This window comes from Aurantiacibacter rhizosphaerae, from assembly GCF_009807005.1.
Classification (GTDB): domain Bacteria; phylum Pseudomonadota; class Alphaproteobacteria; order Sphingomonadales; family Sphingomonadaceae; genus Alteraurantiacibacter; species Alteraurantiacibacter rhizosphaerae.
Genome location: NZ_WUBR01000002.1, coordinates 785,893 through 798,007, shown reverse-complemented (window position 1 = coordinate 798,007; position 12,115 = coordinate 785,893). Strand labels below are relative to the sequence as shown.

The 12,115-nt window shown below is 62.5% G+C and carries 12 protein-coding genes; 9 read left to right on the top strand and 3 right to left on the bottom strand.

Annotated features, from left to right (window positions below):
* Nucleotides 1-62 precede the first annotated feature (62 nt).
* Complete coding sequence (locus tag GRF63_RS11380; protein WP_160486102.1) at nucleotides 63-1,475, bottom strand: protein adenylyltransferase SelO family protein; 1,413 nt, start codon at nucleotides 1,473-1,475, stop codon at nucleotides 63-65.
* A 63-nt stretch (nucleotides 1,476-1,538) separates the two neighbouring features.
* Between GRF63_RS11380 and GRF63_RS11375 the strand changes: the two genes are divergently transcribed.
* From GRF63_RS11375 to GRF63_RS11355, 5 genes are all read left to right on the top strand, one after another.
* A complete protein-coding gene (locus tag GRF63_RS11375; RefSeq protein WP_160486101.1) occupies nucleotides 1,539-2,402 on the top strand; it encodes an alpha/beta fold hydrolase in 864 nt (287 codons plus the stop codon).
* Nucleotides 2,399-3,550, top strand: a complete 1,152-nt coding sequence (locus GRF63_RS11370) for a glycosyltransferase (protein ID WP_160486100.1) — start codon at nucleotides 2,399-2,401, stop codon at nucleotides 3,548-3,550. The genes GRF63_RS11375 and GRF63_RS11370 overlap by 4 nt, the downstream gene beginning before the upstream one ends.
* Nucleotides 3,551-3,689: 139 nt before the next feature.
* Nucleotides 3,690-4,493 (top strand): tetratricopeptide repeat protein, encoded by an 804-nt coding sequence (locus tag GRF63_RS11365; protein ID WP_160486099.1) that lies wholly within the window; start codon nucleotides 3,690-3,692, stop codon nucleotides 4,491-4,493.
* 17 nt (nucleotides 4,494-4,510) lie between these two features.
* The gene (locus tag GRF63_RS11360; RefSeq protein ID WP_160486098.1) at nucleotides 4,511-5,869 is read left to right on the top strand and encodes a PQQ-binding-like beta-propeller repeat protein; all 1,359 of its coding nucleotides are present in this window, start codon (nucleotides 4,511-4,513) and stop codon (nucleotides 5,867-5,869) included.
* A gap of 94 nt (nucleotides 5,870-5,963) precedes the next feature.
* Nucleotides 5,964-7,319 carry a methyltransferase family protein gene (locus GRF63_RS11355; protein WP_160486097.1) on the top strand — a complete coding sequence of 452 codons (1,356 nt, stop codon included), beginning with the start codon at nucleotides 5,964-5,966 and terminating at the stop codon, nucleotides 7,317-7,319.
* Nucleotides 7,320-7,322: 3 nt separating this feature from the next.
* Here GRF63_RS11355 and ubiA read toward each other — a convergent pair whose 3' ends face one another.
* Nucleotides 7,323-8,234, bottom strand: a complete 912-nt coding sequence (ubiA, locus tag GRF63_RS11350; RefSeq protein WP_160486096.1) for a 4-hydroxybenzoate octaprenyltransferase — start codon at nucleotides 8,232-8,234, stop codon at nucleotides 7,323-7,325.
* Between the two features lie 52 nt (nucleotides 8,235-8,286).
* Here ubiA and GRF63_RS11345 point away from each other — a divergent pair, with 52 nt between their 5' ends.
* Together GRF63_RS11345 and GRF63_RS11340 are read left to right on the top strand one after the other, a co-directional pair.
* Nucleotides 8,287-9,066: a 16S rRNA (uracil(1498)-N(3))-methyltransferase gene (locus GRF63_RS11345; protein ID WP_160486095.1), complete on the top strand. Its 780-nt coding sequence runs from the start codon at nucleotides 8,287-8,289 to the stop codon at nucleotides 9,064-9,066.
* A 61-nt stretch (nucleotides 9,067-9,127) separates the two neighbouring features.
* On the top strand, nucleotides 9,128-10,513 hold the full coding sequence (locus GRF63_RS11340; RefSeq protein ID WP_160486094.1) for a glutamate--cysteine ligase: 1,386 nt from the start codon (nucleotides 9,128-9,130) through the stop codon (nucleotides 10,511-10,513).
* A gap of 93 nt (nucleotides 10,514-10,606) precedes the next feature.
* On the opposite strand, the gene GRF63_RS11335 is transcribed toward GRF63_RS11340, so the two are convergent.
* Entirely contained in the window at nucleotides 10,607-10,981 is a 375-nt protein-coding gene (locus GRF63_RS11335) for a VOC family protein (RefSeq protein ID WP_160486093.1), read from the bottom strand.
* Between the two features lie 121 nt (nucleotides 10,982-11,102).
* Between GRF63_RS11335 and soxR the strand changes: the two genes are divergently transcribed.
* Nucleotides 11,103-11,570, top strand: coding sequence for a redox-sensitive transcriptional activator SoxR (gene soxR / locus GRF63_RS11330; protein ID WP_337189655.1), 468 nt, complete (start codon nucleotides 11,103-11,105; stop codon nucleotides 11,568-11,570).
* A 104-nt stretch (nucleotides 11,571-11,674) separates the two neighbouring features.
* Nucleotides 11,675-12,094 carry a hypothetical protein gene (locus GRF63_RS11325; RefSeq protein WP_160486092.1) on the top strand — a complete coding sequence of 140 codons (420 nt, stop codon included), beginning with the start codon at nucleotides 11,675-11,677 and terminating at the stop codon, nucleotides 12,092-12,094.
* Nucleotides 12,095-12,115: the final 21 nt, after the last annotated feature.

The following is a 12,115-nucleotide window of genomic DNA, read 5'->3' as shown; positions in this document are numbered from 1 at the left end:
ATCGAACGCGAGAGGAATATCACCACCGCACGATTTCTGCGAATCAGGGACGCGGCTGGCGATCAGGCGCGATCTTCGGCCAAGTGCCCGGCTGGTTCCGGCGGTTCGCCATGCGCTTCCCCCATGCGCCGCACCCTTGCCACCTTCTCTTCCAGCGGGGCCCAGTCGTCCCGCTCATCAATGGCGGACCACAGCGTTTCCACCTCGTCGATCAGCATGTTTTCGCCCTGCCCGTCAGACCAGTATTCGTGATCCGTATCCAACGGATCGCTCCCTTCCAGCGCTTCTGCCAGCGCGCCCTCTGCCGCGCGGCCACCGCGATGACGGTAGAAGAACTCATCCGGCCCGGTGCCGCTCTGGCGCATGGCAGCCTCTGCCGCGTTGATCACGGCCACATCCTCCTGCATCCCGCGCTGCGCCACGCCCAGTCGCCAGCAGAACCGGCGGGCCATAGCCGCCTGATACAGCGGGCCGAACCGTTCCAGCGCGGCAACCAGCGGCTCCGATTCCGCCAGCGGTCGCAGGGCAATGGCGAACTGGCCAAGGTTCCAGCGGATCGCCTCGGGCTGGCGGCCGAATGAATAGAGACCCGTCTGATCGAAATAGGCGGCGGTAAAGCCCGGGTCCCACGCCGGCAGCCAGCGCCAGGGACCGTAATCGAAGCTTTCGCCGGAGATATTCATGTTATCGGTGTTCAGCACCCCGTGGACGAAGCCTGCCACCATGTAGCTGGCGGCAAGATCGGCCATACGCTCTGCCACCTGGTGCATCAGCACGATTGCCGGATTATCGCGGTCCGGCGCGTCCTCTGGCGGTTGCGGGCCGGGATAGGTGGCAAGGCAATAATCCACCAGCCGGGCGAGATGTTCATTCTCCCCCATCGCCATCAGCCGCTGAAAGCTGCCGATGCGGATATGGCCGTGGCTGAGGCGCACCATCACTGCGGACCGCGTGGGCGATGGCTCGTCACCTCGTTCCAGCGCCTCTCCCGTCTCGATGATGGAGAATGTCTTGGACGTGTTGGCGCCCAGCGCCTCCAGCATCTCTGTAGCCAGTATCTCGCGTACCCCGCCTTTCAGCGTCAGCCGCCCATCGGCTGTGCGGCTGTACGGGGTGGTGCCGCTGCCCTTTGTGCCGCAATCCAGCAGGCGCCCATGTGCATCGCGCATCTGCGCAAACAGGAAACCGCGCCCGTCACCGATCTGCGGATTATAGGTGCGAAACTGGTGTCCGTGATACCGCAGGGCCAGCGGCTGGGGCAGATTATCTGGCAAGGGATCGAACGCGCCGAAGTGGCGCCCCCACTCTTCGTCACTCAGGCCATTGAGGCCCACCGCCTTGTCCCACCGGCGATTGCGAAAGCGCAAGATGTGCTGCGGAAAATCAGCCGCCGCCACCGGATCGGCAAGAAAGTCTGCCACTTCCCTGATTTTGGGGTCAGGAGTGTACGTGGCCGGTTGCGGTTCGTGTCGCATGCATTCATTAGTGGCGCTTCGCAGGGCCAGCCGCAAGGCGGTGAGAGCAAAGGGGCTTAAAATTTGAGCGACGCGGCCTATTCCGTCGGCACGTGGGAAAGCAGTGAAGGGCTTACCCTGCATTACCGCGATTATGCAGGGCGCGATGATCGTCCGGCGATCCTGTGCATCCCCGGCCTGACCCGTAATGCCCGCGATTTTGAACCTGTGGCAGAAGCCTTTGCCGGTGAATGGCGCATCATTTGTGCAGACCTGCGCGGACGTGGGGAAAGCGATTATGCGAAGGATCCGGCAAGCTACACGCCCGCCAATTATCTGGAGGATGTGACCGCCCTTCTGGAACAGGCACAACTGGGCAAGGTGGTGGCCATCGGCACATCGCTGGGCGGGATTATCACCATGCTGCTGGCGCAGGCGGATGCCGGCAGGCTGGCAGGCGCGGTGATTAACGATATCGGCCCGGTGATAGAGAAGGACGGGCTGGAGCGTATCCGCGATTACGTGGGTCAGGGCCGCAGCTATCCCACCTGGATGCACGCGGCCTGGGCGATGAAGGACAGCGCATCCCACGTCTATCCGCATTTCGCCATCGAGGATTGGCTGCGCTATACCAAGCGGCTGATGTGCGTATCGGGCAATGGCCGCATCACCTTCGATTACGATATGAAAATTGCAGAGCCGTTCAGCCAGCCGGGCGCGGATCTGGGGCTGGACCTGTGGCCTGCGCTGAAAAAGCTGGAAGGCCGCCCGTCGCTGGCCCTGCGCGGGGAATTGTCCGATCTTCTGTCGGATGCCACCTTCCGCCGCATGGGTGCAGAGATTGACGGGATGGACACCGTGACCGTGCCCGGCGTTGGCCATGCGCCCACCCTGGAAGAACCCATCGCGCTCGATGCCATATCGCGATTGCTGGGGAAGGTTGCATGAGCAAGCGGCACAAGATCCTTCACCTGCATTCCACTTTCGATACCGGCGGCAAGGAATTGCGCAATGTCCGCCTGATCAATGAATGGGGCAGGGAGGTGGATCATGCCATCGTTTCGGGCGATCTGGAAAGGCGCGGCGCAGCGGCACTGATCGGTAAGAAGGCGCGCATAAGCTGGCCGAAATTCCCGTCATTGAAGGGAAAGCCCACGCCGGGGCGGCTGGTGGCGCTGGCGAAGGCGATGGCCGGGTATGACCTGGTCTGCACCTATAACTGGGGCGCGATTGACGCGGTGATGGCGCACACCGTCTTTGCCGATGCCTTCAAGCTGCCGCCGCTGGTGCATCACGAGGACGGCTTCAACGAAGACGAAGTGAAAAAGCTGAAGCGGAGCCGCAACTGGTATCGCAAGATTGCGCTGGGTCGCACCGCGGCGCTGGTCGTGCCCAGCGCCAGGCTGGAGGATATAGCGCTGAACGTGTGGGATCAGCCGCGCACCCGTGTGCGGCGCATTCCCAACGGCATCGATACCCGCGCCTATGCCGCGCCGCCAAAGCGCGACATCCTGCCGGGCCTGATCAAGCACAAGGACGAATTCTGGATCGGCACGCTGGCGGGTCTGCGACAGGTCAAGCAGCTGGATGTGCTGGTGCGCGCGATGGACTGGCTGCCGCAGGATTGGCAGCTGGTTATCGCAGGGGAGGGGCCGGAGCGCGAGGCGCTGTTGGCAGAGGCGGAACGCATCGGCGTGGAAGACCGCGTTCACCTGCCCGGCTTTGTGGCGAACCCGGCAAAGCTGGTGGGGCTGTTCGATATCTTCGCCCTTTCCAGCCATTCGGAGCAATTCCCCATCTCCGTGGTGGAGGCGATGGCGGCTGGCCTTCCGGTGGTGGCGCCGCGCGTGGGGGATATCGGCTCCATGGTTTCCAGCGATAATGGCCCCGCGCTGGTGGACCCAGTAACCGATGCCGAATCCGAAAAGGCGCTGGCCAAGTCCCTGTCCCGGCTGGCGCAGGACCCGGCCACGCGCAAACGAATGGGGCAGGCCAACCGCCAGAAAGCGCGTGACGAATTTGACGAGCGGCGCATGATCGAACGCTATCGCGCGCTGTACTGGGGGCTGATGCAGAAATACCCGCGCGCTCAATAGCTTGCGGGCAGGGCGGACTTGTCACCCCCTTCATGGGGCGTTCACGCGGGCGGGGACACTGTCCGCTCTTCGATTGAAATGCCTGTGCCATCCGTTAAAGAGCGCGGCTTGATATCCATTCCAGCACGATCGACACATAGTGGCCAAAGCACCCAGTAACCCGAACCTTCCTGCAAAGCCTTCGTCCAAGCCGAAGTCGCAAGAGCGCGCCGATGCGGAGCAGGAAATGCTGATGCGCGAAGTGGACGAGGCCGTCCGCCACGATGAAGTCGGCAGCTTTGCGAAGAAATACGGCTTGCCGCTGGGCATCGCTTTCGTGCTGGCCATGGCAGCATTCGGCGGTTTCCTGTTCTGGCAGGACAGCAACGAGGGTGAACTGGAACTCGCCTCTGAAGAGCTGGTGAAGGCAATTGACGAGCTGGAAGCGGGCAACACCGATATCGCCGATGGCGAACTGGCCACGCTGGAGCAGGGCGAGGGCGGAGCGGCCATGATGGCCACCATGCTGCGCGCCGCAATGGCGGTGGAGCGGGACGACCCCGAAGCAGCAGCCGCCCTTTACGACAAGGTGGCCGCGAACGGCGATACGCCCGCCGAATTGCGCGATATCGCCATGATCCGCAGCGTTTCCGCGCGGTATGACGATATGGACCCGCAGGAAGTGATTGACCGTGTGGGCACATTGGCCGTGCCGGACAATGCCTATTACGGCAGCGCGGGCGAACTGGTTGCCCACGCCTATCTCGATCAGGGCAAGACGGCGGAAGCCGGCGCCTTGCTGGCCGATATTGCGGGCGATGAAGATGTGCCCAATTCCCTGCGCGCCCGTGCCAGAGAGCTGGCAGGCCTGCTGGGCGTCGATGCGATCGAGAATGTCGATGCCACACTTGCCGAATTGACTGGCGAGCCTCTGGAAGAGCCGCAAGCCGAGCTTGTAGAATAATAGCGAGTATGATGACGATGACGAAGCTGCGTCCCACGGCAACCCGTTTTGCAACACCGTTGATGGCAAGCATGCTGGCTCTGGCTCTTGCCGGATGTTCCGGCGGCCTTTTCGGCGGCGGTGACAAGAAGGACGATACGCCCACCGTCGGCAATCGCATTCCGATCCTGTCGCGGATCGCCACGGATATTTCCGCCGATCCGGCACTGGCCGATGTGGCCGTTATCGTGCCCCCTGCCACCACCAACCAGACCTGGTCGCAGGCGGGCGGCAATGCGGCAAAGGTGGCCGGGCATGTCACCTTGTCCAACAACCCCACCCGTGCGTGGAGCGCCAGTATCGAGGGCACCACCAAGACCCGCCGACTGGCCGCAGCGCCCGTGGTGGGCGGCGGCATGCTGTTTGCCGTGGATACGGCCGCTGTCATCCATGCCTTTGATGCCGCTACCGGTGCACGCCGCTGGCGGCACGAGATCGATGTTTCGGGCGACCTCAGGAACGCGACATTCGGCGGCGGCGCTGCCTACGAAAATGGCCGCGTATACGCCACCAATGGCGTTGGCGATGTGGTGGCACTGAATGCGGAAACCGGCGCGGAAATCTGGCGCGTGAAGCCCGCTGGCCCGCTGCGCGGTTCGCCCACGCTGGCCTTCAACGAAGTGTTCGTGATGACGCAGGATAACCAGGTCTTCGCGCTGGATACCGACGATGGCAGTATCGTGTGGCAACGCGCCGCGGCATCCGGCCAGTCCGGCGTGTTCGGCGTGGCCGCACCTGCCGCAGGGCAGGGCACCGTGGTTGCCGGTTTCTCCTCCGGCGAACTGGTGGCCTATCGTTATGAAAATGGCCGGGAGCTTTGGTCCGACGCACTGGCCCGCACATCCATCAGCACGCAGGTTGGCACGCTGACCGATGTGGATGCCGATCCGATCATCGATCAGGGCCGCGTTTATGCACTGGGACAGGGTGGCCGCATGGCTGCCTATGAACTGCTGACCGGTCAACGCATCTGGGAGCTGACGCTGGCGGGCATTTCCACCCCCACCGTGGTGGGCGAATGGGTCTTCACCCTGACGGACGATGCCAAATTGCTGGCAATCCAGCGCAGCACGGGCCGTATCCGCTGGCTCACCCAGCTCGACCAATGGCGTGACGCGGAAGACCGCGAAGGCCCGATCTTCTGGACCGGCCCCGTGCTGGCCAGCGGCCGCCTGTGGATCGCCAGTAGCCGCGGATATGTGAAAAGCGTGGACGTGATGACCGGCGAAGCTGCCGACTTCACCCGCCTGGACGATGGCGTCTCGCTGCCTCCGGTGGTGGCGAACAATATGCTGTATATCATGGACGACGACGGCACGATCCACGCCTGGCGTTAAGCCCGGCTCTCCCGCTCCGCGCCGTGGAATGATCCGGCGCGGATCGGTGTTTGCGTTACCCGCACTTTAACCCTTGCGCGCTATCACGCCGGTGATGAGCGCGACCAAGCACCCCTCGCGGCCACCGGCCAGCGATGTCTCCCCGTGGGTGGGGCTGGTTGGCCTTGTTACCCTGCTGTCGTGCATCGTGTTCGCCCGCAACTGGCCCGATATCTGCGCCGTCATGGGCTGGCCGGACGATCGTGGCCGCCTGTCCGGCCCCAATGCCGCACTGGCCGCCATGGTGATGACAGGGCTGGCGATGGCCGCATGGTCGGTGCTGGTGGAAAAGGTGCATCGCAACCCCTCCACGGGGATCGACTGGTCCCGCCGTCGCCCGGCATCCGACGTTCTCGATATCTCGATCACGAAGCTGGCGGGGCTTTGGGCCACGTGGTTCATCATCGGCGCGCTGTACATGCTGTGCCGCTGGTACTGGGATGGGAACTACCTGTTTGCCATGCGCGTGATGGGCTGGGCCATCGTGCCATTGTTCGTCCTTTCAGTGCCCTATATCCTCTGGATCGACCGGGTGATGGTGAACCCGAAAGATCACTGCTGGCACTTTGGCGCCATGCTGGTGGGGCGGGAGGCATGGGACGGCGAGCAGGTGAAAAAGCACTGGCGCGCCTGGATCATCAAGGGCTTTTTCAGCGCCTTCATGATCGGCATCCTGCCACCCGGTTTCGCCGCCGTGGTGGAGGCCGATAGCACCGCGATCCTGCACGATCCGGTGCGCCTTGGCGTGACATTGTTCGAACTGCTGTTCGTGATCGACGTGCAGATCGGCACGGTTGGCTACCTGCTTACCATGCGCCCGCTGGATGCGCATATCCGCAGCGGCAATCCGTTTCTGGCCGGCTGGGTGGCCGCGCTGCTGTGTTATCCGCCCTTCGTTTACGGCATCATGGGCGATGGCGGGGTGATCCAGTATGAATACAACACCGCAGACTGGGCCTATTGGCTGTCCGGCCACACGGGACTGCTGTACCTCTGGGCTGCGTGGCTGGTGCTGCTCACCGGCATATACGCATGGGCGACGATGGCGTTCGGCATCCGCTTTTCCAACCTCACCTATCGCGGGGTGATCACCAACGGGCCGTATCGCTATACCCGCCATCCGGCCTATCTTTCGAAGAATGCCTTCTGGTGGTTTTGCTATATGCCGTTTCTGGTCACCTCGGATTCCATGCTGGACGCGGTGCGCAACACGGTATTCCTGGGCGTGGTAAGCGCGATCTATTACTGGCGCGCCCGCACGGAGGAGGCGCACCTTCTGGCCGAAGATCCGAAATACCGTGAATATTATGACTGGATGCAGGAAAACGGCGTGATCACCGCGCGCCTTTCCCGGCTGATCCGTCGCGCCAATCCGCGAAAGGCCGATCCGGTGCCGCAGCCTGCGGAATAGCGGCTACCCGCCCGAATTGCCCACCACGAAACATGCCGCCGCCACCAGCGCGCCTGCATAGCGATTGCTGCGAAAACGGGTGAGCGGGTTCATCGGATCGTCCGCATTCAGCGTCACCACCTGCCAGCCAAGATGCAGCGCTGCCGGGATCAGCGCCAGCAGGGCGATCCAGTCACCGCGCAATTGCCAGAAGGCGAAGGCCCACAGGGCGATAGCAGCCGCATAAAACGCGCCCACACCCAGCTTCACCTGATTGCCAAGCCGCAGGGCGGAGGATTTGATGCCCACCAGCGCATCATCCTCCCGGTCTTGCAGGGCGTAGATCGTGTCATACCCCATGCACCAGAAGAACGCGCCGCCATACAGCGCCAGCGGCACGGCAAAATTGTCTCCGCGCAAGGCCGTCCACCCCACCAGCGCGCCCCAGGTGAACACCAGCCCCAGCCACGCCTGCGGCCACCACGTGATCCGCTTCATGAAGGGATAGGCCGCCACCAGCGCGAGGCTGCCCAGCGCCTCCAGCTGCGCTTGCCAGCGCAATTGCAGCAGCACCACCAGCCCCACGCCGCACAGCAGCAGCAGCCAAGCCCATGCCGCCTTGCGGCTTATACGGCCGCTGGCGATGGGGCGATTGGCGGTGCGCGCCACGCTCTTGTCCAGATCCCGGTCCACGATATCGTTATAGACACACCCGGCAGATCGCATGGCGATGCTGCCCAGCAGGAACCACGCGATCAGCTGCCATTGCAGCCCCGCGCCCGCCAGCCACGTGCCCCATGCACACGGCCAGAACAGCAGCCACCAGCCAATCGGCCGGTCAAACCGCGCCAGCAGAGCAAAATCGCGCAGCGGCTGGGGCAGGCGCTCGGCCAGGCTCTTGTGCTCGCTGTCGGGCGTGACGGTTTCGGCAGTCATACAAGGCTCCTTGGGCTTGCCTGTTAGCGCCGCATGCCGTTAGTGGAAAGCCATGTCTGCAACGCCCTCCTGGCCGCCCAAATCGGCACCGCGCCTGTTTGTCGATGGTCCGCTTTCCGAAGGTCAGACGCTGGCGATCGACGGACAGCAGGGGCATTATCTGGCCAAGGTGATGCGCGTAACGCCCGGCGATGCGGTGATCCTGTGCGATGATATGACGGGCGAATGGCTGGCCAATGTGGCGGAGGCGGGAAAGCGCAGCGTCACCCTCTCCATTACTCGCAAACTGCGTGAGCGCGAGGGCGTGCCCGATTTCTGGCTGTGTCCTGCACTGCTGAAGAAAGACCGGTTTGACCTGGTGCTGGAAAAGGCGACGGAGCTGGGCGTTGCCGCCATTCACCCCATCATCACGCGCCGCTGCGTGGCGGACAAGCTGAACCCCGATCGCGCCCGCACCATCGTGACAGAAGCTGCCGAACAATGCGCCCGCACCGCGCTGCCGATGCTGGAGGCGCCGCAGAAACTGGACGCGTTGCTGCGCGGCTGGCCGGAAGATCGCCTGTTGTTCTTCGCAGACGAGGAAGGCGGCAGGCCCGCTGCCGAAGCATTCTCCTTCACCAAATACCCGGAGCGGGGGGAGGGCGCGCACAAGGCCGCTATTCTCACCGGGCCGGAAGGCGGCTTTGACGATGCAGAGCGTGCCGCGATCCGCGCGCACAGCCTTGCGCGGCCCATATCGCTTGGCCCCCGCATTCTGCGCGGAGAAACCGCCGCCATCGCCGCTGTCGCCCTGTGGATGGGGCTGGCCGGCGATTGGGACACGCATGACTGACGTGGAACAGCGGCAATTTGCAGGTGGCCAATCGATTCCGATGCGCTAGAGGCTGAAAATTATGAGCACGCGCAAGGTATCCGAGCAGATTGAACCGCCCATCGAAAGCCGTGACCAGCTGGTTGCGCCGATGCAGGCGGGAGAAAAACCGCGCGAGCAATGGCGCATCGGCACAGAGCACGAGAAACTGGTGTTCAAGACCGATGATTTCCACGCGCCCACCTATGGCGAAGACGGTGGCATTCGCGATATCCTGATGTCCATGCAGCGGTTCGGCTGGGAACCCGTGCTTGAGCGCGGCCCCGATGGAACGGTGGACACTATCGCCATGAGCGGCGCTGATGGAACGATCAGCCTTGAACCCGCTGGCCAGCTCGAACTGTCCGGCGCGCCATTGGAAACCCTGCATCAGACCTGCGCCGAAACCGGCAGGCATCTTGATCAGTGCAAGACCGTGGGCGAGGCCTGCGGCGTCGGCTTCCTGGGCCTTGGCATGTGGCCGGACAAGACGCGCGAAGACCTGCCGATCATGCCGAAACAGCGGTACGAGATCATGCGCAACCACATGCCGCGCGTGGGCAATCTTGGCCTCGACATGATGCTGCGCACCTGCACCATACAGGTGAACCTGGATTATTCGTCGGAAGCCGACATGGCGAAGAAGTTCCGCACCGGCCTGGCCCTGCAGCCGCTGGCCACCGCGCTGTTCGCCAATTCACCCTTTACCGAAGGCAAGCCCAATGGCTTCCTCTCCTATCGCAGCCACATCTGGTCTGACACCGATCCCCACCGCACGGGCATGCTGCCCTTCGTGTTCGACGATGATTTCGGGTACGAACGCTATGTCGACTACATGCTCGATGTGCCGATGTACTTCGTTTATCGTGACGGCACTTATGTCGATGCGGCGGGGCAGAGTTTCCGTGATTTTCTGAAGGGTGAATTGCCCGCGCTGCCCGCCGAACTGCCCACGGCCAGCGACTGGTGGGATCACCTTTCCACCGCCTTCCCCGAAGTGCGGCTGAAAAGCTTCCTGGAAATGCGCGGCGCCGATGGCGGACCGTGGAACCGCATCTGCGCCTTGCCCGCATTCTGGGTTGGCCTGCTCTATGATGATGCCGCACTGGATGCCGCATGGGATTTGGTGAAGGGCTGGACGATGGAAGAGCGCGAGCATCTGCGTAACGCCGTGCCAGCGCAGGGTCTGGACGCGCCGCTGCCGCGCGGCGGCACCTTGCGCGACCTTGCCCGCCACGTGCTGGATATCGCGCATGACGGGCTGGTGGCGCGTGGTCGGCAAAACTCAATGGGTGACAATGAAAGCGGCTTCCTCAATCCCCTGAAAGAGATCGTGGAAAGCGGCAAGGTGCCCGCCCAGGTGCTGCTGGATAAATACCACGGTGAATGGAACGGCGATATCAGCCGGGTTTACGAAGAAGCATTCTGAGGCCGCAACGGCGGCTGCTGTGGTCTGGACCAATCGCGCTTTTCCTGGCGCGGGAAGATTGGACCTTCAAACATCGGCTTAGTGGGGACGATCTCATTCATAGCTGACTACCTCGAACTCGATCCCGTCCCAGTCGAAGAAATAGAATGTGCGCGGGCCGGGTTCGTATTTGCCGTGGCTGAAGGTTTCGAGGCCCGCATCCAGCACCACGCGCTCCGCCGTGTCGAGATCGCCGACTTCGATGCCGACATGGTTCATCGGCTTGCCCTTTTCCTGTCCTGAATAATCGCCGCCATCAGCCCACAGGGCGAGGTAGGTATCCTCCGCCCCGACATGCGCAAATTCGCCGCGCACGCCATGCTGATCACGGATGCGAACGCCCCAGCCGCATAGCTTTTCGAACAAGGCGATGGATCGATCAAGATCGCTGACGGTGAGATTGACGTGTTCGATGCGTGCTTGTGTCATGGTGGAAACTCCTGCCTCTAAGATATTGTTACGCAAGGGATTCAGGCCCACCGCACTGGCAAGCCGCGAACCACTGCTTGCACTGTGATGCAACCTCAAGCTAAGTTGAGGTCAAGCATTTGTGGAAAATTTCTTGCGGGGGATCGCGGTGCCAAGGGCAGAATTCATCACCATCGGAGAATTGTCGAAACGCACTGGCGTCGCCGTATCAGCGCTGCGATTTTACGAGGACAAGGGGCTGCTCCACCCCTTGCGCACCAATGGCAACCAGCGCCGTTTCCTGCGCAGCGACATCCGCCGCGTCAGCTTCGTGCTGATCGCGCAGAAACTGGGGCTGGCGCTGGAGGAGATTGTCGCGCATCTCGCCAACCTGCCCGAAGGCCGCAATCCCACGCTGGAAGACTGGCGCAAGATCAGCCGCGCCATGCGCGAACAGATCGACGCGCGGATCACCCTGCTCAACCGCACGCGCAATCAGCTGGACCAGTGCATCGGCTGCGGCTGCCTGTCGCTGACGAAGTGCCAGCTTTACAACAAGGACGACAAGCTGGGGCTGAAGGGGCCGGGCCCGCGGGCGGTGCTGGATTGATCTAAGTGGTTGCTGGTGGCTCCACAGCGGACATTTCGCTCCGCAAGTGATATATGGTTCATATGAACTTGCCTTGGCTTATCGGTCGATCATTGGCAGTAGTCGTGCTGGCGCTCAGTGGGTCTGATAGCGAGGTTGCATCTGGCGAATGCCTTTTGGGTCTCAAGCCCGCGCTGTTGTCGGGCGGCTTTACTGGCTCGGTTGATTGTCAGCACGACCAACTTTCGATCAAGCAGATCGGGCAAATCCGAACTCAAAGCCGAGCTTTCACGATCTACTCTTATCAGTTTCATCTCGCTCCGCCTTGTCCGGAGTGCGCAGTTCACGGTGGTCACCGCATCATTTTCATCGAGGACGGTCGCTACATCAGACAATACAGGTCAGATAATGCCAACGTTGCAATCAGGCATGGCAACCTCTTTCTTGAAGTTCGCGATAATGAGCCTGTGCGAGTTGAGTTTACGTCGGGGGGACCGCCGAAAGAACTTTTGGTCGACGGCGAAATGATTAGCTTTTTCCAGTAGAGTGTCCGCTCCCCGCCCGAC

Excerpts from the sequence above, each read along its gene's own strand:
- GRF63_RS11370 (WP_160486100.1), top strand. The coding sequence starts at position 2,399 with ATGAGCAAGCGGCACAAGATCCTTCACCTGCATTCCACTTTCGATACC.
- GRF63_RS11335 (WP_160486093.1), bottom strand. The coding sequence starts at position 10,981 with ATGACACAAGCACGCATCGAACACGTCAATCTCACCGTCAGCGATCTT.
- GRF63_RS11380 (WP_160486102.1), bottom strand. The coding sequence starts at position 1,475 with ATGCGACACGAACCGCAACCGGCCACGTACACTCCTGACCCCAAAATC.
- GRF63_RS11345 (WP_160486095.1), top strand. The coding sequence starts at position 8,287 with ATGTCTGCAACGCCCTCCTGGCCGCCCAAATCGGCACCGCGCCTGTTT.
- GRF63_RS11355 (WP_160486097.1), top strand. The coding sequence starts at position 5,964 with ATGAGCGCGACCAAGCACCCCTCGCGGCCACCGGCCAGCGATGTCTCC.
- ubiA (WP_160486096.1), bottom strand. The coding sequence starts at position 8,234 with ATGACTGCCGAAACCGTCACGCCCGACAGCGAGCACAAGAGCCTGGCC.
- GRF63_RS11360 (WP_160486098.1), top strand. The coding sequence starts at position 4,511 with ATGACGAAGCTGCGTCCCACGGCAACCCGTTTTGCAACACCGTTGATG.
- GRF63_RS11340 (WP_160486094.1), top strand. The coding sequence starts at position 9,128 with ATGAGCACGCGCAAGGTATCCGAGCAGATTGAACCGCCCATCGAAAGC.